Annotated in this window: 19 protein-coding genes; 10 read left to right on the top strand and 9 right to left on the bottom strand. The window is 70.9% G+C overall.

What is annotated here, in order from left to right:
• The first annotated feature begins 21 nt into the window (after positions 1-21).
• The 3 genes from ACI3KY_RS16260 to ACI3KY_RS16270 all read left to right on the top strand — a co-directional run bounded on the left by ACI3KY_RS16260 (position 22) and on the right by ACI3KY_RS16270 (position 3,975).
• Positions 22-1,233, top strand: a complete 1,212-nt coding sequence (locus tag ACI3KY_RS16260) for a glycosyltransferase (protein WP_404931212.1) — start codon at positions 22-24, stop codon at positions 1,231-1,233.
• 5 nt (positions 1,234-1,238) lie between these two features.
• Positions 1,239-2,621, top strand: coding sequence for a glycosyltransferase (locus ACI3KY_RS16265; protein WP_404931189.1), 1,383 nt, complete (start codon positions 1,239-1,241; stop codon positions 2,619-2,621).
• Positions 2,622-2,940: 319 nt separating this feature from the next.
• Complete coding sequence (locus ACI3KY_RS16270; protein ID WP_404931190.1) at positions 2,941-3,975, top strand: GlxA family transcriptional regulator; 1,035 nt, start codon at positions 2,941-2,943, stop codon at positions 3,973-3,975.
• Positions 3,976-4,082: 107 nt separating this feature from the next.
• Here the strand turns inward: ACI3KY_RS16270 and ACI3KY_RS16275 are convergent, their stop codons facing one another.
• On the bottom strand, positions 4,083-4,493 hold the full coding sequence (locus ACI3KY_RS16275; RefSeq protein WP_404931191.1) for a hypothetical protein: 411 nt from the start codon (positions 4,491-4,493) through the stop codon (positions 4,083-4,085).
• Positions 4,494-4,687: 194 nt separating this feature from the next.
• Between ACI3KY_RS16275 and ACI3KY_RS16280 the strand changes: the two genes are divergently transcribed.
• Both ACI3KY_RS16280 and ACI3KY_RS16285 read left to right on the top strand, forming a co-directional pair.
• Positions 4,688-6,355, top strand: coding sequence for a SulP family inorganic anion transporter (locus ACI3KY_RS16280; RefSeq protein ID WP_404931192.1), 1,668 nt, complete (start codon positions 4,688-4,690; stop codon positions 6,353-6,355).
• 76 nt (positions 6,356-6,431) lie between these two features.
• Positions 6,432-8,639, top strand: coding sequence for an ATP-dependent Clp protease ATP-binding subunit (locus ACI3KY_RS16285; RefSeq protein WP_404931193.1), 2,208 nt, complete (start codon positions 6,432-6,434; stop codon positions 8,637-8,639).
• A 111-nt stretch (positions 8,640-8,750) separates the two neighbouring features.
• On the opposite strand, the gene ACI3KY_RS16290 is transcribed toward ACI3KY_RS16285, so the two are convergent.
• Positions 8,751-9,332 carry a nitroreductase family protein gene (locus tag ACI3KY_RS16290; protein WP_404931194.1) on the bottom strand — a complete coding sequence of 194 codons (582 nt, stop codon included), beginning with the start codon at positions 9,330-9,332 and terminating at the stop codon, positions 8,751-8,753.
• A 127-nt stretch (positions 9,333-9,459) separates the two neighbouring features.
• Here ACI3KY_RS16290 and ACI3KY_RS16295 point away from each other — a divergent pair, with 127 nt between their 5' ends.
• Positions 9,460-10,302 (top strand): UbiA family prenyltransferase, encoded by an 843-nt coding sequence (locus tag ACI3KY_RS16295; RefSeq protein ID WP_404931195.1) that lies wholly within the window; start codon positions 9,460-9,462, stop codon positions 10,300-10,302.
• Between the two features lie 138 nt (positions 10,303-10,440).
• Here ACI3KY_RS16295 and ACI3KY_RS16300 read toward each other — a convergent pair whose 3' ends face one another.
• Genes ACI3KY_RS16300 through ACI3KY_RS16310 form a run of 3 tightly spaced genes read right to left on the bottom strand, consistent with a single transcriptional unit; the run spans position 10,441 to position 13,490 of the window.
• Positions 10,441-11,580: an FAD-dependent monooxygenase gene (locus ACI3KY_RS16300; RefSeq protein WP_404931196.1), complete on the bottom strand. Its 1,140-nt coding sequence runs from the start codon at positions 11,578-11,580 to the stop codon at positions 10,441-10,443.
• Entirely contained in the window at positions 11,573-12,277 is a 705-nt protein-coding gene (locus ACI3KY_RS16305; protein WP_404931197.1) for a methyltransferase domain-containing protein, read from the bottom strand. The genes ACI3KY_RS16300 and ACI3KY_RS16305 overlap by 8 nt, the downstream gene beginning before the upstream one ends.
• A 55-nt stretch (positions 12,278-12,332) precedes the next feature.
• A complete protein-coding gene (locus tag ACI3KY_RS16310) occupies positions 12,333-13,490 on the bottom strand; it encodes a type III polyketide synthase (RefSeq protein WP_404931198.1) in 1,158 nt (385 codons plus the stop codon).
• 134 nt (positions 13,491-13,624) lie between these two features.
• Between ACI3KY_RS16310 and ACI3KY_RS16315 the strand changes: the two genes are divergently transcribed.
• Positions 13,625-14,584: a DUF1254 domain-containing protein gene (locus ACI3KY_RS16315; protein WP_404931199.1), complete on the top strand. Its 960-nt coding sequence runs from the start codon at positions 13,625-13,627 to the stop codon at positions 14,582-14,584.
• A gap of 21 nt (positions 14,585-14,605) precedes the next feature.
• On the opposite strand, the gene ACI3KY_RS16320 is transcribed toward ACI3KY_RS16315, so the two are convergent.
• A complete protein-coding gene (locus ACI3KY_RS16320) occupies positions 14,606-16,054 on the bottom strand; it encodes an MFS transporter (protein WP_404931200.1) in 1,449 nt (482 codons plus the stop codon).
• Positions 16,055-16,174: 120 nt separating this feature from the next.
• On the opposite strand from ACI3KY_RS16320, the gene ACI3KY_RS16325 reads away from it, so the two are divergent.
• Together ACI3KY_RS16325 and rraA are read left to right on the top strand one after the other, a co-directional pair.
• The gene (locus tag ACI3KY_RS16325; protein WP_404931213.1) at positions 16,175-16,648 is read left to right on the top strand and encodes an ArsR/SmtB family transcription factor; all 474 of its coding nucleotides are present in this window, start codon (positions 16,175-16,177) and stop codon (positions 16,646-16,648) included.
• A 113-nt stretch (positions 16,649-16,761) separates the two neighbouring features.
• Positions 16,762-17,229: a ribonuclease E activity regulator RraA gene (gene rraA / locus ACI3KY_RS16330; protein WP_404931201.1), complete on the top strand. Its 468-nt coding sequence runs from the start codon at positions 16,762-16,764 to the stop codon at positions 17,227-17,229.
• Positions 17,230-17,302: 73 nt separating this feature from the next.
• On the opposite strand, the gene ACI3KY_RS16335 is transcribed toward rraA, so the two are convergent.
• Positions 17,303-18,670, bottom strand: coding sequence for a glucose-6-phosphate dehydrogenase (locus ACI3KY_RS16335; protein ID WP_404931202.1), 1,368 nt, complete (start codon positions 18,668-18,670; stop codon positions 17,303-17,305).
• Positions 18,671-18,806: 136 nt separating this feature from the next.
• Between ACI3KY_RS16335 and ACI3KY_RS16340 the strand changes: the two genes are divergently transcribed.
• Complete coding sequence (locus tag ACI3KY_RS16340) at positions 18,807-19,217, top strand: VOC family protein (RefSeq protein WP_404931203.1); 411 nt, start codon at positions 18,807-18,809, stop codon at positions 19,215-19,217.
• 178 nt (positions 19,218-19,395) lie between these two features.
• On the opposite strand, the gene ACI3KY_RS16345 is transcribed toward ACI3KY_RS16340, so the two are convergent.
• Both ACI3KY_RS16345 and ACI3KY_RS16350 read right to left on the bottom strand, forming a co-directional pair.
• Positions 19,396-20,505, bottom strand: a complete 1,110-nt coding sequence (locus tag ACI3KY_RS16345) for an ABC transporter permease (RefSeq protein ID WP_404931204.1) — start codon at positions 20,503-20,505, stop codon at positions 19,396-19,398.
• Positions 20,502-21,386 (bottom strand): ABC transporter ATP-binding protein, encoded by an 885-nt coding sequence (locus tag ACI3KY_RS16350; RefSeq protein ID WP_404931205.1) that lies wholly within the window; start codon positions 21,384-21,386, stop codon positions 20,502-20,504. Before ACI3KY_RS16350 ends, ACI3KY_RS16345 begins: the two co-directional genes overlap by 4 nt.
• Between the last annotated feature and the right edge of the window lie 93 nt (positions 21,387-21,479).

Genomic DNA, 21,479 nt, shown 5'->3' on the forward strand with positions numbered 1-21,479 from the left:
GCACAGACAGGCCCAATCCCCGTGACCGATCCTGCGACGCCCGAAGACACCGCCGCCGCGCCCCCTCGTCCGTTGAAGATCGTCATCGGCGCCGATACGTTCCTTCCCCACGTGAACGGTGCCGCGCGCTTCGCGGAGCGGCTCGCCGCCGGCCTCGTCGCCCGCGGCCACGAGGTGCATGTGATGGCCCCGAGCAAGACGCACCGCGAGCACGGCACATTCACCGAGGTCATCGAGGGGCAGTCGATGACCATGCACCGCCTGCCGTCGTGGCGCTGGTACCCGCACGACTGGCTGACGTTCGTCATGCCGTTCCGCTCGAAGTACTACGCGCGTCGCGTGCTCGACAAGGTGCAGCCCGACGTGGTGCACAGCCAGTCGCACATCATCATCGGCCGCGGTCTGACCCGCGAGGCGCGCAAGCGCGGCATCCCTGTCGTGGCGACGAATCACGTGATGGCCGAGAACGTGCTCGACTTCACCATCCTCCCCGCCTCGTGGACGCGGTACGCCGTCAAGCTCGCATGGGAGGACGCCGAGCGCACGTTCAAGATGACGCGCGCGGTCACGACCCCCACCCGCAAGGCCGCCGAGTTCCTCGAGCGCACGATCGACATCCAGGGCGTCATCCCGGTCAGCTGCGGCATCGACGCCTCCAACTACACCGCTGACCTCTCGCCGCGCGACGCGCACCGCCTGGTGTTCGTGGGACGTCTCACGACCGAGAAGCAGATCGACGTCGTGCTGCGCGCGATCGCGCAGCTCGACCCGTCGCTCGACGTGCGCTTCGACATCGTCGGCAGCGGCGACCAGCGACGCAACCTCGAGCAGCTCAGCTCCGAGCTCGGCCTCACCGACCGCGTGCACTTCCACGGTCACACCACCGACGACGAGCTGCGGTCCTTCCTGACGAACGCCAGCCTCTTCGTGATCGCCTCGATCGCCGAGCTGCAGTCGATCGCGACGATGGAGGCGATGGCCTCGGGTCTGCCGATCGTCGCGGCCGACGCGGTCGCACTCCCGCATCTGGTGCACGACGGCGAGAACGGCTACCTGTTCCGCCCCGGCGACGTCGACGATCTCACCGAGAAGCTGACGACCGTGCTGACCCAGACGCCCGAGGAGCGCGAGCGCATGCAGCGCGCCTCGCTCGAGGGCGTCAAGGTGCACGACATGCGCCGGACCCTCGACACGTTCGAGGCGCTGTACCGCGACGAACCGCTGCCCGAGTAGGCGTCGTGCACGTCGTGATGTTCGGCGACCAGCACGCCGAGACGCTCGGCGGAGCACAGGTGTCGATGCGGCTGCAGCGGCGCTTCCTCGAGAAGGCCGGTCACACCGTCACGATCGTGGCACCGGCGATGCACGGCGCGCGGGCGCGGGAGGCGGGCGCAGCCGATCCGTCGTACCTGGACCTCCCCTCGATCCCGATCACCCTCGATCGGGAGTACGCGATGACCTGGCCGGGTCGGCGCACGGATCGGTGGCTGGATGCCGCGCTGCGGCGCCTCATCGCCGACACCGGGCGCACTCGGGTGGACGTGGTGCACGTGCAGGCGGACTTCTGGGGCGCCTACATCGGCCATCGCTTCGCGCGCCGGCACGGGCTGCCCGTCGTGCACACCATGCACAACCGCGTGGACGTCGGCATCGAGGCCACGGCGCCCTTCCCCGGGCTCGTGCTTCGGGTGCTGAACGCGTGGCAGCGGCGGGCGCTCGGGGTCTTCGTGGAGGGCAAGCCGGTCGGGCGTGACGGCTGGGCGTACCTGCGACGGTTCGCGGGGCGGTCGGACGCCGTCACCGCTCCGTCATCGCACTTCGCTCGGCGGCTCGAGGGGCACGGCGTGGTGCCGGGCGGCCGCCGCGCGGTGGCACCGCACCTCGACGCCCCGCCGACCGGGCCCGCGGTCGACGTGATCTGGAACGGCATCGACGACGACCTGCTCGACGAGGTGCTCGCCGCAGCGCCCGATGCGAAAGCACTGCGCGGTGACGCGACACCCCGAGGCGCGGCATCCGTCACCGGCGTGTCGGACGAATCGGCCCGTCTTTCCGCACGCGCTCCGGGACCACCGCGGTTCGTGTGGCTCGGGCGCATGAGCCCCGAGAAGCGCCTGCTGCCGTTCCTCGAGGCGCTCGCCGCGTCGGGCGTCGACGCCGACGTCGAGATCATCGGCGGCGGCGGCCAGCTGCGCGCGGCCCGCCGACTGGTCGAGAAGCTGCGGCCTCGCGCCACCGTCACGTTCGCCGGACGGATGCCGTACGCCCGGACGCTGCGTCGCATCGCGGCCGCCGACGCCGTCGTGCAGACCTCGATCGGCTTCGAGACCCAGGGCATGACGATCTTCGAGGCGGCGTCGCTCGGGACCCCCGCCGTCGTGAGCGATCCCGATCTCGCGGCCGAGCTGGGCGCAGGCTTCTGGGCGGTCGGCGAGGGTGGCGTGACGACCGGTCACGACGCCGACCCGTCGGTCGACGCGCTGGCGGACGCGCTGCGGGCCGCGGCATCCGATATCACCGCCGGAACACCGCGCGTTCCCGACCCGACGATCCGCGAGCGGTTCCGCCAGTCGTCCCGCACCGCCGCGATGCTCGCGGTCTACGCCCGCGTCACAGCCTGAGCCCCCTCGGAATCGCGAAAGGGGAGATCTCCGCCGCGAAGCCTGCGGAAGTCTCCCCTTTCGCGACTCCTGGGGAGGCGGGGGTGCGTCACGGGTGGCGGGTGTGGTCGGTGGGGATCCGGCGGTAGCCGTCGGAGCGGAGGGCGGCGATCGTCGATCCGAGGGCCACCGCGGACACTGCTGCGAGAAGAATCACGATGAACATGGCAGAAACGCTACGCTTGCGGAAGAACTGCCACGAGTGGCAGAATGGCCACGAACCGCAGGAAAACTGCCACGCTTCGACAGGCTCAGCGACCGCTGGCCGGAGGGGACTCCCATGAGAACCGTCGCCTGCATCGTCACGGACGGCTTCGCGCCGTTCGAGTTCGGAGTGGCGTGCGAGGCGTTCGGCCTCGACCGCTCCGACGACGGCATCCCGAGCTTCGACTTCCGCGTCGTGACCCCCGACCCCGGCGTCGTCGAGTCGAAGATGGGCTTCTCCATCAACGTCCACGAAGACCTGTCGTACGCGTACGAGGCCGACCTGGTCGTGGTCTCACCTGTGCCGCATCAGTACTGGGACAGCATCGACGAGCGCGTGCTCGACGTCATCCGGGCGGCGGTCGCCCGCGGCGCGTGGGTGCTCAGCGTCTGCAGCGGATCGTTCGTGGTCGCCGCGTCGGGCGTGCTCGACGGCCGCCGCGCCACGACCCACTGGATGTACGCGCAGAAGATGAAGGAGATGTACCCGCAGATCGACGTCGACCCCGACGTGCTGTACGTGCAGGACGGCCGCATCATCACGAGCGCGGGCACCGCCGCCGGCCTCGACGCGTGCCTGCACCTGCTGCGCCAGGAGCTGGGCGCCGAGCTGACCAACATCATCGCCCGCCGCATGGTGGTGCCGCCGCAGCGCGACGGCGGCCAGGCGCAGTTCATCGCCAACCCGCTGCCGGCCACGACCTCGCTCTCGCTCGCGCCGGTCACCGACTGGATGCTCGACAACCTGCGGCTCGATCTCACCGTCGACCAGCTCGCCGCCAAGGCCCACATGTCGCCGCGCACGTTCGCCCGTCGCTTCAAGGCCGATCACGGTGCGACTCCGGCCGCGTGGCTCGCCCGGCAGCGCATCATCCACGCCCAGCGCCTGCTCGAGAAGACGGACCTGGGGCTCGACCGCATCGCGTACGAGAGCGGGTTCGGCTCGGCCGCCGTGCTGCGCCAGAACTTCGCACGCGTGCTCGGCACTACCCCGACCGCGTACCGCTCGCGGTTCGCGTGCAACGACGAGGAGATGACGGATGCCGCGTCCGCCGTCCAAGCCGTGGCTGAGGCCGCGCGCGGAGAAGCGGTGCTTGAGTCCGTGGCCTGAAGCCACGTGACAGGTTGCGCGTCAGCCTGCGCGACGGGTCGTGGTGACAACGCGCACGAGGCCACGCGAGTCGATCGCGCGGCCTCGTGCGAGGTGTCGGGTGGGGCTCAGGCCCGTCGCGTCTTGAGCTCGCGTCCGTGGACCGTCAGCGCGTAGATCACGAGCACGTCGAGGGCCAGGACGGCGATCGACAGCCACGGCTGCGCGGCGATGAGGGTCAGCTGACCGATCGCGTTCAGCGCCACGAGGATGATGGCGACGACCCGCGCCCACGTCGCGCCGCCCAGGAGGGCGATGCCCACGAGGATGAGGAGGAGGCCCGAGATGAGGTGCCACCAGCCCCACGCCTGGATGTCGATCGAGAACAGGCCGGACTCGCCGACGAAATAGGCCGTGTCGGGCCCGATGAGGGCCTGGAGGCCGTGGAAGACGTCGATGACGCCGGCGATGAGCAGGACGACGGCGGCGAAGACGCCCCATCCCACCCATCCGGTCACGGTGGTGTCGTTGTCGGTCATGTGCGTGTCCTTTCGAGGGCGAGGGTGTGCCGGCCGACGCGCGGCGACGTCGTCGCCCGCGTCCGAGGCATGCTCCGAACATGGCGCAGCGCGCGGGCGCGGGCATCATGCAGGACGCATGAAATCGTGGGTGGGGGCCACGTGATGAGCGCCACGCCACCCCGGCGCCGCTCGCCTTCGCTACGTTGAAACGCATGGCGCTGCATCCGCGAACGTGGTTCTCGCGCAAGACCTTGCGCAAGGACCTCGTCGCGGGACTCACGCTCGGCGTCGAGACGGTGCCCGACGGGCTGGCCCAGGGTCTTCTCGCGGGCGTGAACCCGCTCGCGGGGCTGTACGGGCACATGTTCGGCATGATGGGCGCGGCGCTGTTCACCGGCAGCGCGTTCATGACGGTGCAGGTGACGGGTGCGATGGCGCTCATCGTGTCCGATGCCGGCCTGCAGACGCGCGCCGATCCCGATCGGGCGCTGTACACGCTCGCGGTCATGAGCGGCATCGTGCTCGTCGTCGCGGGGCTGCTGGGCGGTGGGCGGCTCGTGCGATTCGTTCCCACGGCGGTGATGACGGGCTTCGTGACCGCGGTCGGCGTCAACATCGTGCTCGGGCAGCTGTCGAACTTCACCGGCTACGACGCCAAGGGCGCGAACCGGATCGTCAAGACCGCCGATCTCGTGCTGCACCTGCCGCAGTGGAGCGTGGCCTCGCTCGTGGTGGGCACGATCACGGTGCTCGTGATCGTGCTGCTGCAGGCGACGCGTGTCGGTGCGCTCGGGCTGGTGGTCGCCGTCGTCGTCGGCTCGATCTGCGCGGCGCTGCTGGACCTGTGGGTCGCCCGGCCGGTCACGCTCCTGCGGGACCTCGTCGACGTGCCGGCGGCGCTGCCGACGCCGGTGCTCCCGAGCCTCGCCGACGTTCCCTTCCTCCTCGTACCGGCGATCTCGCTCGCCTTCGTCGCGATGGTGCAGGGCGCAGGCGTCTCGGCCGGTATCCCGACGCCCGACGGAAAGCGTTCCGACGCCTCACGGGACTTCATCGGCCAGGGCGTCGGCAACATCGTCTCCGGGGTGTTCCGGGGCATGCCGGTGGGGGGATCGTCGTCGGGTTCGACGCTCGTCGTCTCGGCGGGCGCCCGGACGCGGCTCACCTTCTTCATCGCCGGCACGGTGACCGCGCTGGTCATCCTCTTCGCCTCGAACCTGGTCGCCTTCATCGCGATGCCCGCCCTCGCGGCTCTCCTCATCGTCGTCGGCGTCACAGCGGTCAAGCCCAGCAGGGTCTACTCGGTGATCAGGAGCGGGCTCCTGCCGACCGTCGTCATGGCGGTGACCTTCGTGCTCACCCTGCTCATCCCGCTGCAGTTCGCCGTGCTGGTCGGCGTCGGACTCGGCATCGTCCTCTTCGTCGCCCAGCAGTCGAACACGCTGCGGGTGCGACGCGTGGTCTTCGCCGACGACGGCCGCATGCGCGAGATCGATCCGCCTGCAGCCATCCCGCCGCGCGAGATCGTGGTGCTGCAGCCGTACGGCAGCCTGTTCTTCGCGAGCGCGCCGACCTTCGAACGGCAATTGCCGAGGGTGGATGCCGGTTCCGAGGACTCCGTCGTCATCATCCGTCTGCGCGGCACCGACGCCGTCGGTCTCTCGTTCGTCGAGGTGCTCCGTCGATACGCGACCGAGCTGAGTGCCGTCGGATCGAGTCTCAAGCTCGTCGTGAGCGAGACGAAGGTGATCTCGCAGCTCGAAGCCGGCGGCCTGTCGTCGGCGATCGGCGAGCGCAACATCTACCGGGGCACGGAGTGGGTCGGCGCGACGCTGCGCCGGGCCTACGACGACGCTCGCGACGAGCGCAACGCACGCTGATTGCCCCGCACGCCGGTTGTTGGTAAACTTGAGCCAACGCGACTCAAGTTTTGCGACCACAGATTTCAGGAGACAGATGAACGCCACACAACAGCCCGGGCAGGAGGACGCGCAGAGCGCCCTCGAGCAGTTCGGGATCAACCTCACCGACCGCGCCCGCCAGGGCAAGCTCGACCCCGTCATCGGGCGCGACAGCGAGATCCGCCGCGTCAGCCAGGTGCTGACCCGGCGCACCAAGAACAACCCCGTGCTCATCGGCGAGCCCGGCGTCGGCAAGACGGCCGTGGTCGAAGGCCTCGCCCAGCGCATCGTCGCGGGCGACGTCGCCGAGTCGCTCAAGAACAAGGAGCTCGTCACGCTCGACATCTCCGCTCTCGTGGCCGGCGCCATGTACCGCGGACAGTTCGAGGAGCGCCTGAAGAGCGTCCTGAAGGAGATTACCGAGTCTGACGGCCGCGTCATCACGTTCATCGACGAGCTGCACGTGCTCATGGGCGCGGGCGGCGGCGAAGGCTCGGTGGCGGCATCCAACATGCTCAAGCCCATGCTCGCGCGCGGCGAACTGCGCATGATCGGCGCCACCACGCTCAACGAGTATCGCGAGTTCATCGAGAAGGATGCCGCGCTCGAGCGCCGCTTCCAGCAGGTCTACGTCGGCGAGCCCTCGGTCGAGGACACCGTCGCGATCCTCCGCGGGCTCAAGGAGCGGTACGAGGCCCACCACAAGGTGGCGATCGCGGATGCCGCGCTCGTGGCCGCGGCATCCCTCAGCCATCGCTACATCCCGTCCCGGCAGCTGCCCGACAAGGCCATCGACCTCATCGACGAGGCCGCGTCGCGGCTGCGCATGGAGATCGACTCGGCACCGCTCGAGATCGATGAGCTGCGCCGCCACGTCGACCGGCTGAAGCTGGAAGAGCTCGCGCTCAAGAAGGAGAAGGACGACGCCTCGAAGGAGCGCCTGGCGACGCTGCGCGAGACGCTGCGGGTCGAGCAGGAGAAGCTCGGCGAGCTGCAGGGGCGGTGGGAGCGCGAGCGCGCCTCGCTGAACCGCGTCGGCGACCTCAAGACCAAGCTCGACGCCGCCCGCATGGAGGCCGAGCGCGCGCAGCGCGAGGGCAACCTCGAGAAGGCGTCGCGGCTGCTCTACGCCGAGATCCCGGCGCTCGAGCGCCAGCTGGTCGAGGCCGAGCGCGAAGAGCCTGCGGGTGACCGCATGGTCAACGAGCAGGTCACCGACGAGGACATCGCCGCCGTCATCGCGGCGTGGACCGGCATCCCGGTCGGGCGCCTGCTGCAGGGAGAGACCGAGAAGCTGCTGCACCTCGAGTCCGAGCTCGGCAAGCGCCTCATCGGGCAGAAGCAGGCCGTGAAGGCGGTGTCGGATGCCGTGCGCCGTTCGCGTGCGGGCATCAGCGACCCGGGCCGGCCGACGGGATCGTTCCTGTTCCTCGGCCCCACCGGTGTGGGCAAGACCGAGCTCGCCAAGGCGCTCGCCGAGTTCCTCTTCGACGACGAGCACGCGATGGTGCGCATCGACATGTCGGAGTACGGCGAGAAGCACACCGTGTCGCGCCTCGTCGGTGCCCCTCCGGGGTACATCGGCTATGAGCAGGGCGGTCAGCTCACCGAGGCTGTGCGGCGACGCCCGTACTCGGTGGTGCTGCTCGACGAGATCGAGAAGGCGCACCCCGAGGTCTTCGACGTGCTGCTGCAGGTCCTCGACGACGGCCGCCTCACCGACGGCCAGGGTCGCACGGTCGACTTCACGAACGTGATCCTGGTGCTGACGTCGAACCTCGGCTCGCCGATCCTCATCGACCCGACGCTGTCGGCCGAGCAGAAGCGCGACGCGGTGATGGGCATCGTGAGGCAGGCGTTCAAGCCCGAGTTCCTCAACCGTCTCGATGACATCGTGATGTTCTCGGCGCTCAGCGAGGACGACCTGGCGCAGATCGTCGAGCTCGCGGTGTTCGCGCTCCAGCGGCGCCTGAAGGACCGCCGCCTCACGCTCGCCGTGACGCCCGACGCCCGCGCGTGGCTCGCCGAGCGCGGCTACGACCCGGTGTTCGGGGCGCGGCCGCTTCGCCGGCTCATCCAGTCCGAGATCCAGGACCGTCTCGCGATGGCCCTGCTGTCGGGCGGGGTGCGTGACGGGGATGTCGTCCGGGTGGACGTCGCCGCCGACGGCACCTCGCTCGTGCTCACCAGCGACGGTCCCGCCGCGAGCGAGCCCACCGTGGACGACGAGGACGTGATCGAGGCCGAGCTGCTCGACGACTGAGGCCGGCACCGGCCGCGGCTGGGCGGCCCGGGTGCGGGGCTGCTGCCCGAATGACGGATGCCTCGTCCCGCGGCCGCGGGACGAGGCATCCGTCGTGATCGGTGCGAGGGCTCAGTCGTTGACGAGCACGGAGTCGGCGGCGGGACGGCGCTCACGCGGCGCGGTCTCGCGGGCCTGCAGCTCGGCGGACACCGTGCGGATGTCGCCGAGGCTGCCCACGGCCATCACCGTGACGGGGAGGAAGTCGTCGCTCAGGCCGAACGCCGCGGCGAGGGCATCGCGGTCGAAGCCGCCCATCTGGTGCGTGGAGAGGCCGTCGGCGTGCGCCTGCACGGTGAAGTGGGCGGCCACCTGCCCCGTGTCGTACTGCGCCCAGGCCATCGGCTGCCCGTCGCGCGTCGTCTCGGCGACGAATACGACGAGCGCGGCCGCGTCGCCGGCCCACACGCTGTTGAAACCGGCCAGCGCCGACATGATGTGCGCGTGGGCTGCCGACCCGCGGCGTGCGACGATGACGCGCCAGGCCTGCGTGTTGGCAGCGGTCGGCGACCATCGTGCCGCCTCGAGCGCGCTCGCGAGGGCGGTCTCGTCGATGACGGCCTCCGGGTCGAAGATGCGGGTGCTCCAGCGCTCCGCGAGGATGTCGATGATCGGGGCGTCGGTGTCAGCGGTGCGATCGGTGAGAGTAGCCATGGCGTCTCCTTGTGAGTGGATGTGATCGGCAGGACGCCATCGGCCCGAGTGCATGCAACCGCATGCATCCTCCGGCCATTCCCGTTGCGGGCGACGCCGGCCGAGCGGTGCCGTGAGAGCATCGAGCGTGCGCACCGTCCGTGCCCTGTGGGGCTCCTCGCATCCGGGGCCGACGCTCGTCGTGACGGCGCTCGCGCTCGCACTCGGGATCGCGACCGGGCTGGAGACCTGGCGCATCGTGCTCCTGACGGTCTCGGTGTTCGCGGGACAGCTATCGGTGGGCATCTCGAACGACGCGTTCGACGCCCCGCGCGACCGCGCCGTCGGACGCACCGACAAGCCGCTGGCACGCGGCGACATCTCCATCGGCGTCGCCTGGATCGCCGCATCCGTGCTGCTGGCGATCGCGCTGGTTCTGTCGGTGCCGCTGGGATGGCGGATGCTCGCGGCACATGCGCTCGCGCTCGGCTCGGCGTGGTCCTACAACGCGGGACTGAAGTCGACGCCGTGGTCCATCGTGCCGTTCCTGGTCAGCTTCGGGATCTTCCCGTCCCTCGCGACCCTGTCAGCCCCCGACCCGGCGTTCGCGGCCGGCTGGGCCTGGATCGCGGGCGCCGCGCTCGGCGCCGCCGTGCACCTCACCAACGTGCTGCCCGACCTGGACGACGACGCCCGCACCGGGGTGCGAGGGCTGCCGCACCGGCTGGGCCCGCGGATCTCCGCCATCACCGCCGCACTGGCCGTGGTGGGCGGCGCGATCGCCGTGCTGCTCGGCGCGGCGGGCGGCGATCTCGGCGCGGTCTCGGCCGTATCGTGGCTCTTCTTCGGGGCGGTCGTGATCGTCGCGGCGGTCACGGCGTGGCGGGCGATCGTGAGACCGCCGAGCCGCGCGCTGTTCCGGTTGGTGATGCTCGCGGCGCTGCTGCTGGCCACGCAGCTCGTCGCCTCCGGCAGCGCCCTCGCCGGCTGATCCACGTTCCCCGCCGGCGCTTGGGGCGCAGCCTGTCCGCCCGGGGCGCGCGCGGTGCGCCCCGAACGCACGGCATGCGCCCCGAACCCGAGAGAGTACGGGGAGGGACGGATGCTGCCGCCCCGGGTCGGGCGCCGGTCAGGCGTCGGCGTCGAAGCCCATCGCGTAGGCACGCGCGAACAGGCGTCCGGACCGCCCGGCCAGCATCGTGCGCACCGCGGCCCGTCGCAGCACGTCGGTGTGGGGCAGCGGCCGGCCCAGCGCCGTGTTGACCGTCGCCATCGCCGCCGCCCGGCGGGCCGACCGGACGCGGCGCTCCTCCCACCGTCGCAGCTCGACGTCGGGCGCTGTGCCGGTGCGCACCCACGAGGCGAGCAGCGGCGCGAGCGTCACGGCGTCCAGCAGGCCGAGGTTCATGCCCTGACCGCCGATGGGGCTGACCTCGTGCGCCGTGTCGCCGATCGCCAAGACCCGGCCGTTGCGGAGGCGCGGCGCGACGACCCGGCGCACTCCGAACGACGTCGCCGACTCCACCGCGCTCGCGGCGGTCTCCTCGCCGCGCCGCGCGAGCGCTGCGCGCAGTCGCTCTGCCCGGGCCTCCGGAGCGTCGTCGGCACCGGGCGCGTCCCACGCGACGAATCGGCGCCGGCCGCCGGGCAGCGGGAAGGACTCGAGCACCCCGTCGGGATCGAGGTGCACCACGGCGACCTCGTCGTCGGGTCGGCCGGTGGCGGCGGCATCCGTCATCAGATACCGGTCGCGGTACTCGTGCAGGCCGACGCGCCCCGGCCGGTAGACGAGGTCGCGCGCCCCCGCGCCGCCGGCGACGACCACGATGCGGCTCTCGGACTCGATGATGCGGCCGAGGTGCGCCGCGCGCACCACCACTCCCTGCGTGCGCGGGATCACCGCCATGACACGGGCGCCGCGGAGCGGCTCCGGAGCACCCGCGCCGAGCACGGACTCCGTCGAGGTCTGCGGCAGCGTCGCCACGAACGGGAACCGCGTCGCGATCTCGTCGAAGTGCACCGTGCCGAGCAGGCGTCCGCGGCTGCGCGCCTCACCGCGGCCCACTCGGACGGCACCGGCGAGCAGGCGCTCGGTGAGACCGGACGGTTCCAGTGCCGCGAGGACGGGGGAGTGGATGCCGATGGCCCGGGTGCCGTCGCCGACCGCCGGCCGCTGCTCCAGCACGGCCGCCTCGACGCCGCGTCGTGCGAGTTCGCTCGCCAGCAGCATGCCCACGGGGCCGGCCCCGACGATCGTGACGTCAGCCACGGCCACGACCCACCGCGAGCACTCGGAACAGCGCCGGTGTCTGCACGGTCCACGCTCCGGGCATCGCGTCGTCGAGCACCGCCGACAGTTCCGAGGCCGTGTAGCTGCGCCGGATGGAGCGCAGCCCGTCGGTCCGCAGGAACGTGCCCGGGGCGAGCGGCGTGATGCCGATCGCGTAGAGGGCGTAGGCGAGCCGCGAGCGCGCGATGTCGCTGTGCAGGACCAGCCCGTGCGACAGGGCCAGCGACTGCGCGGCGAACTCCGGCAGGTCCGCGTCCAGATGGTGCAGTACGTGATTCGACAGCACGGCGTCGAAGGTGCGGCCTTCGCCGACGAGCGTCGCCGCGTCGGCGCAGCGGAAGGTCACCCCGTCGACCGCCGCCCGCTCGACGGCCACCTCGTACGACCGGGGGTCGGGATCGATCCCGGTCCATTGGACCTCGAGGCCGTCGCGCCGTGCTTCGGCAGCCAGCCGCAGCACGACATCGCCGCCGCCGCAGCCCACATCGAGCACGCGGGCCGGGCGTCCCAGCGCCGCGAGGCGGGGAGCGAGGGTGTGCCGGTAGACGGTGCCCCAGCCCGAGACGAGGCGGTTGACGGTGCCGAACCGCCGCAGCGTCGCGCGCAGGCGGTCGGGGTCGCACGCCGGGTCGTCCATGAGTTCGGCGAGCCCCTCGTCACGGACGGCGAGAGTCATGCGTCGCCCGCCGTTCCGGCGCAGGCGTCCCCGTCCGACGCCGGTGCCGCAGCGCTCACGCGGACGCCGCCACGGCGAGGGCGATCTCGTCGTCCACGGGTGCGGCCGCGCGCCGTCTGGTCATGAGCGCCGATTCGACGGTGAGCCCCGGCCCGAACGCCAGTCCGGCGACCCGCGCGCCGTCGCCCACGGCGTCGTCCCGCAGCAGCGCGGCGAGGATGAAGAGGATGGTCGCGCTCGACATGTTGCCGAAGTCGCGCAGCACGCCGCGCGAGGCGGCGAGCGCGTCCGGGGCGAGGCCCAGTCCGGCCTCCACACGATCGAGCACGCTGCGTCCGCCGGGGTGCACGGCCCACACGTCGGGTGCACCGTCGTCGCCGAGGAACCGGGCCACCGCGCCCTGGATCTCGCGGCCGATGATCCGGGGCACCTCTGCCGACAGCACCATCTCGAAGCCGTTGTCGCCGATCGTCCACACCATGTCGGTCTCGCCCTCGTCGGTGAGGGCGGAGCCGAAGCGTTCGAGTTCGAGCCCGCCGGGGCGGCCGACGGCAGGGTCCGCCGTCACGATCGCCGCTGCCGCGCCGTCGGCGAAGACGGATGCCGCGACGATCTGCTGCGGATCGTCCGAGGCCCGCACGTGGAGCGAGCAGAGCTCGGTGCAGACAACGAGCACCACGGCGTCCGGTCGAGTCGCGGCGAGCGCCGTCGCGACGCGCAGTGCCGGGAGGGCGGCCGCGCACCCGATGAATCCGAGGTGGCAGCGCTCGACGGTGGGGTTGAGACCGAGATCCCGGACGAGGCGATAGTCGGGCCCCGGTGCGAAGAGGCCGGTGCACGAGACGGTGACGACGTGCGTGACCGCGGACGGCTCGATGCGAGCGTCGCGCAGAGCTCCACGCGCCGCCTCGGCTGACAGAGCGGGAGCCGCGGCGATGTACAGGTCGTTGCGCGTGCCGGTCGTGGGGGAGAGGAGCCGCCCCTCCGCGTCGACGAATGCGGGGACGCCGGGGGCGCGCGAACCGGGCGGCGTCGCCAGATCGGTGAGCACGGTGTGGCGCTGCGCGATGGCGGAGGCGTCGAACACCGCCTGGATGCGCCGCCGCGTCAGGCGATCGACGCCGTCCTGCGCGGCGAACAACGCGCGCACCTCGTCCTGGTGGAGGCGGGTCGCAGGGACCGCCGTGCCGATTGAGACGATGCGCGCCGTCATGGAGCAACCTAAGCACGGCCGGGCACCGGTCAGCACCGTCTTGCCGGAATTCGGCCCGTGGGGTACCGCGGTCGCGGCCGATAGCGTGGTGCGCGGCGGGACGGGCCCGCCTTCGCGAACGGGGAGACAGCACGATGGCGTCGACGACGGTCAATGTGGACAACTTCAAGAGAGCCGAGACCGACACGATGATCTCTCGGATCCTGCCGATCATCGGCGGGCTGGGGACGTTCCACCACGATCGCGAGCTGGCGCCGCTCGATCGCCAGCCGGTCATCCGCCAGAACAGGGACACCCTCTACTCCGTCGCGATCGTCGAGCTCGCCGGCGGGGAGGTCGCACTGAACGTGCCCGACCTCGGCGACCGGTACATCTCGGTCATGGTCATCAACCAGGACCACTACATCAACCGCGTCTACCACCGCGCCGGCAGCTACCGGCTCACGACCGCCGAGTTCGACACCGACTACGTGGTGGTCGCCGCCCGGATCCTGTTCGATCCGAACAGCCCGGACGACCTCGAAGAGGTCCACCGTCTGCAGGACGAGCTCACGCTCACGACCGGCGAACAGCGTGATTTCACCCTCCCCGACTATGACGCGGCCAGCCACCAGGAGGTCCGCGGGGCACTCCTCACCCTCGGCAAGACGATGGGCGGCCTCGCCGGCTGCTTCGGATCGGCGGACGTCGTCGATCCCGTTCATCACCTCGTGGGAACGGCGCTCGGGTGGGGCGGGCTGCCCGACGCGGAAGCCTCCTACCTCAACGTCACCCCGAACCTTCCCGTCGGCCGCTACACGATGACGTTCCGGGATGTGCCGGCCGACGCGTTCTGGTCGGTGAGCGTCTACAACGCCGCCGGATACTTCGAACCCGACGAGAGCGGCCTCACCAACGTCAACTCCGTGTTCGCCCACACGAACGACGACGGCTCGACCACGGTGTTCCTCGGCGACCACCCCGGCGAGACCCCGAACCGCATCCCGCTGCCGGAAGGCTGGAACCTGCTCATCCGCCTGTATCGGCCGCGTCTCCACGAGCTCAGCCGGTGGACCGTTCCCGAGATCCTGCCGGCAGATCCCCGGAGCAGCTGACCTCCGCGGCGGCCCGTCGGATCAGCCGCCGCGGGCCGTGTGCTCCTCGTGCGCCTCGGGGAGCTCGCGCATGCCCCAGAACGGGCCGGTGACGACGAAGAGACAGGCGAGCAGCTCGCCGGTCGCCGCGATCCAGAGCGTCGGGACGGTGCCGATCCACGTGCCGAGCGCACCGGCCAGCAGCGCGCCGATCGGCATGACGCCCCACACCACGAACCGGATGGAGGCGTTCATCCGGCCGAGGAGGCGCGGCGGGGTGATGCGCTGACGGAAGGTCACCTGCGTGATGTTGTAGAGCAGGATCGTGAAGCTCATGATGAAGCCCTGGATCACCAGCAGGGGGAAGGCGAGCGAGGGCACCAGTGAGACCGCGGGGAGGAAGAACGGCGCGAGGCTGAACGCGATCGCACTGATCGGGATCGCCCGCGCTTCGCCCAGCCACGCGATGATCCGCGGTGTGGCGATCGCACCGACGAGCCCGCCCACCGCCGAGAGCGAGAACACGATGCCGAACATCTGGGGGCTGAGGCCCAGCTCCCGCAGCACGAAGATGGGCACGAGGGTCTGGGCGATGGTCCCGAAGAAGTTGGCCATGCCGGTCGTGCCGACGATGCGGCGCAGCAGCGGATTGCCGAACACCCAGCTCAGCCCCTCGCCGATCTCGCGGACGAGGGGCCGGTGATCCTCGCGCGCGCGCAGCCTCTCGGTGTCTCGCGTGAAGAGCAGGGCGATGAACGAGGCGACGTAGGTGCCGACCGTGGCGAAGATCGCGAACGGCGCCGACAGCACGCCGATGAGCCAGCCGCCGATGCCGGGACCGGCGATGTTGGCCAGTTCGTAGGTCGACTGCAGCTTGCCGTTCGCCTCGGCGATCTGGTCGGTGCGCACGAGCGACGGGATGATGCTCTGGTACGACACGTCGAAGAACACGGTCGCCACGCCCATGATCAGCGCGACCACGATCATGTGCCAGATCTCGAGCACTCCGAGCAGGGCGAGCACGGGCAGGGTCCCGAGCGCGACGGCTCTGACGCCGTCGGCGACGATCATGACGTGTCGCTTGCGCATGCGGTCGATCCAGGCGCCGGCCGGAAGCCCCACCACGAGGAACGCGGCGACCTGCGCCGCGTTGAGCACGCCGACCTCCCATTCGGTCGCGTTCAGCATCAGCACGGCCAGCACGGGGATGGCGAGCTCGGTGATCTGCGCGCCGAACTGGCTGAGCGCCTGCCCGCTCCACAGCGTCAGGAAGTTGGCGTCGCGCCAGAGCGACCGCTTGCTCGGGCCGGCGGTCGTCGCCGTTGCTGCAGCATCCTGACCCGTCGCGAGGGCAGGTTCATCCGCGACGACCTCGTCGGCGGCCGGCATCTCGGGACGCGTGGGCCCTGCCTCGGCACGCGCTTCGGCGAGCGTGTCGGCGGCGGGCTGTGCCCCCGCGGCAGCCACCGGGTGCTCTTCTGATTGGGACATCTCAATCAGTGTGCGCCACTGATTGAGATGTGTCAATCAGTCTTGTAGGGTGGCACCGTGCCGGACGATCAGAAAGACCGGATCGAGCTGCGCCCCGGCGATCCCGAGGCCGAGGCCCGCATGCGGGCGCTGAGCTCGCCCCTCCGGCTGCGCGTGCTGCGGCTCTGCGCGTTCGAGTCGCGCACCAACAAGGAGCTCGCCGAGCTGCTCGGCGTGAACCCGGGCACGATGCTGCACCATGTCCGCACCCTCGTGCAGACCGGCTACCTCGCAGCCGAGCCCGAGCGCTCCGGCGCCCAGGGCGCACGCGAGGTGCCGTACCGGGCCACCGGGCTGTCGTGGCGCACCTCGATGCCCGGCGGTTCGCCCGTGCTCATCGAGACCTTCCTGCAGCAGATCCAGGGTGTCGATCCCGATGATCTCGACTCCACCTGGCTCGGGCTGAAGCTCACCCCCGGGCACCGCGAGGAGTTCCAGAACCGCCTGTACGCGCTGGTCAACGAGTTCAAGGAGCGCGGTCCCGACCCCGACGGCGACACGTACTCGTTCTTCAGCACGCTGCACCCCGACGAGAACCCGCCCGCCGCGCACTGACCGGCCCCTCGCCGTTCCGCGGCAAGTCATCGATCTTGCCCGCGGCGGAAGAGCCCGCGAACTTCACAGCGGGACGGATGCCGGGGGCCGCGGCATCCTCATAGCCTGAGTCGATGACCACCGCCACGGCTGACCTCTACGACGAACGCGGGGACGAGCTGGACTCTCTCTCGCTGCAGCTGCACGACTTCGGCGGGCGCGTCGCGTTCGACGGTCCGATCCGCACGGTGCGGTGCCACCGCGACAACGCGCTCGTGAAGGAGCTGCTCGCGACACCGGGCGACGGCGCGGTGCTCGTGATCGACGGCGGCGGATCGCTCGAGTCCGCGCTGGTCGGCGACCTCATCGCGGCGTCGGCGGTCGAGAACGGCTGGGCCGGGCTCATCGTCTTCGGCGCGATCCGCGACCGCGTGGCGATCGGCGAGCTGCCGATCGGCGTCAAGGCGCTGGGGTCCAACCCCCGCAAGAGCGCGAAGGCCGGCCTCGGCGAGGTCGACGCGCGGGTGACGATCGCGGGCGTCGCGTTCGTGCCCGGCCGGCACGTGTGGGCGGATGCCGACGGGATCCTCGTCGAGCGCTGACCCCCCGGGCGACCGGCACCGGCGGGCGATGAGCCCGCACCGATGGGGGAGGACCGGCCGTCGCCGGCCCGCGTCAGGGCAGCTTCTGCCAGTGCTCCGGCCCGAGCGAGCCGGCCGGGTACTCGTCGAGCGGCACCTCCCCTGCCCGCCAGGCGGCGAGCACCGGGTCGACGATGCGCCACGACTGCTCGGCCGCGTCGCCGCGCACCGCGAGGGTCGCGTCGGCGTCGAGGATGCCGGACAGCACCTCGCCGTAGGCCTTGAGCGCACCTTCGCCGAGGTCGGCTTCCAAGAGCGCCCGCTCCAGCTCGAAGGGATCGTCGCCGCCGTTGACGTTGAGCTCCAGGTCCATGCGGTCCGGTCCGAGGGAGAAGCGCAGCACCGCGCCCGGGGCGGCACCGGTGAGCCCGTCGGGCACGTGGTTGACCGGACGGAAGGTCACTACGACCTCGCCGTCCTTGCCGGCGAGTGCCTTGCCCGAGCGCAGGGTGAACGGCACGCCGCGCCAGCGGTCGTTGCGCACTTCGCAGGTCACCTCCGCGAGCGTCTCGGTGTCGCGCGACGCATCGACGCCGGGCTCGTCGACGTACGAGGGCAGCTGCCGCTCGCCGACCTTCCCCGCGGTGTAGCGCGCACGGCGCGACGCCGTGACCGGATCGTCCTGCCACACGTGTGTCGCCCGCAGCACCGCCGCCGTCGCATCGCGGAAGTCGCGCTCATGCAGGGTCGCGGGCGGTTCCATCGCCAGCACCGCCATGACCTGCAGCAGGTGGCTCTGGATCATGTCTATCAGCGCGCCGGCCCTGTCGTAGTACCCCGCCCGGCCCTCGAGCCCGAGCGTCTCGTCGAATCGGACGACCACCGACTCGATGTGCTCAGCCGACCACACCGGGGCGAAGACGCGGTTGGCGAACCGCACGCCCAGCATGTTGAGGGTCGTCGACCGTCCGAGGAAATGGTCGATGCGGAACACCTGCTCCTCGGGCACGAGCCGCGCCAGGGTCGCGTTGAGGCGCTGTGCCGACGCCTCGTCGATGCCGAAGGGCTTCTCGAGCGCCAGCACGGTGCCCTCGGGGAGGGTCACCCCGGCCAATGCCTCGCAGGCCGCCGCGGTGACGGCGGGAGGCACGGCGAAGTACAGCGCGACGTTCTCTCCGGCGTCGCCGATCAGCCGTCCGAGGTCATCGGCGTCGGTGATGTCGGCGCGCTGATACGTGGTTTCGGCGATGGCGGCGAACGCCTTCTCGAAGCCGGCCGACGTGAACGCCTCCCGCACCGTGTCGCGCCATCGCGCGTCGTCCCAGTCGTCGGTGCTGGCGCCGCGCAGCCGCACGCGGCGGTGGGGCTCCAGCGTGAGCAGCTGCCCGAGAGCGGGCAGCAGCAGCCGCGAGGTGAGGTCGCCGGAGGCGCCCAGGATGACAAGCGTGGTCTCGTTGGCCATGCGCCCAACCTATGCACCAGCCTGCGCGCGCGGGAGGGGCTTGCGCGGCCGCCGCTGCGTGCCGTCCGGCGATGGCCTGGACAGGCACCGCCCGCAAGAGGATCGTGGGCGTGGGGACACACACTGGGAGGCTGTCATGTTCACACCCGATCGGCCGTTTTCGAGCTTCGCCGTACCCGACATCGGCGAAGCCGCGACGTTCTACCGCGACACGCTGGGGCTCGACGTGACCGTGTACGAGGAGATGGGCGGCGGCTTCACGATCGCCCTCTCCGGCGGCGGCAACGTCTTCGTCTACCCGAAGGAGGATCACGAGCCTGCGGTGTTCACGATCCTGAACTTCAGCGTGGATGACGTCGACGCCGCCGTCGACGATCTCAACGCGCGGGGCATCGTCACCAAGATCTACAGCGACCCCGACTACGGCACCGACGAGAAGGGCATCTCGCGCGGCTTCGAGGGCGGGCCCGACATCGCCTGGTTCCGCGATCCCGCGGGCAACGTCATCTCCGTCGGCGAGATGGCCCCGCAGATGATGGGCCGATGACTCGCTCGTAGCTCGTCGCGATCGTGTGCTCTCGCCGAAGGCACACGTCGTTCGCACGCCGATCGTGTGTTCTCGCCGAGAGCACACGATCCGTGCGGAGGTGGAGGGCGGACGTGGAGAGCACGGATGCCGCGACCACGCGCAGAGCGCAGGGCCGCGGCATCCGTCATTCAGGGAGTCAGCGCGCGAGCGCCTCCGAGAGCTTCACACGGCCGCCCATGCGCAGCAGCGAGTTCTCGTAGATGCGGGCCGCGACGAGGATCGCGGCGATGCACGTCGCGATGAGGATCGCGATCGACAGCAGCGGCTCCCACCACTGCGCCTGACCGAGGAAGATGCGCATCGGCATGCCGACCGGCGCCGAGAACGGCACGTACGACATGATCGCGAGCACGAGCGGGTTGTCGTTGAAGAAGATGACCAGGAAGTACGGCGCCATCACGAGCATGGTCAGCGGCATCGTGGTCGAGCCGATGTCCTCCTGACGCGACACCATCGAGGCCGCGGCGGCGAACAGCGACGCGAGCAGGATGAAGCCGAACAGGAAGAAGATGGCGAACCACGCGATGGGCGCGCCCAGCCCCTGCAGCAGCGCCGTCTGGTCGGTCACGGTCAGCCCAATGATCGCGATGGCGGCGAGGATCAGGATCTGGCCCATCGCGAGGACGGTGTTGCCGATGACCTTGCCGGCCAGGAGCGACCGCACCGGGATGGCCGAGATCAGCAGCTCGACCACGCGGGTCTGCTTCTCTTCGACGACGCTCTGCGCGATCGTGCCGCCGAACAGGGACGCGGCGAGCAGGAACACGATCCCGAAGCCGATGGCGGCGATGTAGGCGAGCGCCGCATTGCCCTCGTCGGGGTTCAGCAGCTCGACCGGAGGCAGCTGCGCCAGCTGCAGCAGCAGCTGCGTCGGGGCGGACGAATCGGCGATGACCGCGAAGCCGAGGGGCGATGACGCGTCGTCCACGATCGCCGCGTCGACGTCTCCGCTCTCGACCAGCGCCTGCGCGGCGGACCGGTCGGACGTCTCCGTGACGTCGAGCCCGTCGAGGCCGTCGACGTACGACATCGCGCCGCTCGTCACGGCGACCGGGGTGCCGCTGTTGTTCGCGGCCTGGAAGCCTCCCCAGATCACGAGCACGAGCGCGCCGAGGAACAGGATCGCGGTCGAGATCACGAATGCCTTGCTGCGCAGCTTCGAGCCGATCTCGCGCTCCGCGACGAGCCAGATGGCCTGCCCGCCGCCCGGTGCGGCGGGGGCGCGGCGGGTGTCGGTGGTGCTCACTGGATGACCTCCCGGAAGATCTGGGCGAGGGACGGATGCTGCGGCGCGAAGCTCGCGACATCCCCTTGTGCGACGGCGCGGCGCAGCACCCGCTGCGCGGTCTCGTCGCTATCGGCGTCGAACACTGCGTAGCCGCCGTCGAAGTCGAGCACCTCGACTCCCGGCTCGGTGCGGAGCCACCCGGCGTCTCCGGCGGAGACCAGCTCGAAGCGGCGCGTCGAGTGCTCCGCGCGCAGGGCGTCGCGCGCACCGGCGGCGCGGATCGTGCCGCCGGCGATGATGACGAGGTCGTCGCAGAGGCGCTCGACGACGTCGAGCTGGTGGGAGGAGAACAGCACCGCGGCGCCGGCCGCCGCCCGCTGCTGCAGCACGCCGGCCACGACGTCCACCGCGAGCGGGTCGAGGCCCGAGAACGGCTCGTCGAGGATCAGCACCTGGGGGTCGTGCACCAGTGCGGCAGCGATCTGCGCGCGCTGCTGGTTGCCCAGCGAGAGCGTCTCGACGTTGTCGTTCAGGCGCTCGCCGAGTCCGAGCTCTTCGAGGAGCGCGGTCGCGCGGGCCGCGGCATCCGTCTTGGAGAACCCGTGCAGCCGCGCGAGGTAGACGATGTGCTCGAGCACTTTCATCTTCGGGTACAGGCCGCGCTCCTCGGGCATGTAGCCGAAGCGGCGGCGATCGGCCGCGGTCACCTCGGTGCCGTCGAGCGTCACCGTGCCGGCATCGCCGGCGAGCACCCCGAGCACGATCCGCATGGTCGTGGTCTTGCCGGCGCCGTTTCCGCCGACGAAGCCGGTCAGCCGGCCCGGCCGCACGTCGAACGACACGTCGTCGAGCACGCGTCGCCCCCCGTAGCTCTTGCCGATACCGCGTAGCTGCAGCATCCTGTCTCCTCTCGTGTCTCCCCGCGATCGACGCTACGGATCGGCGCGCCCGCCGTCCTCCCCCTGGAGGGGGATTGCTGCGCTCATCCCCGC

This window comes from Microbacterium sp. ZW T2_14 (genome assembly GCF_044987405.1).
Lineage (GTDB): Bacteria > Actinomycetota > Actinomycetes > Actinomycetales > Microbacteriaceae > Microbacterium.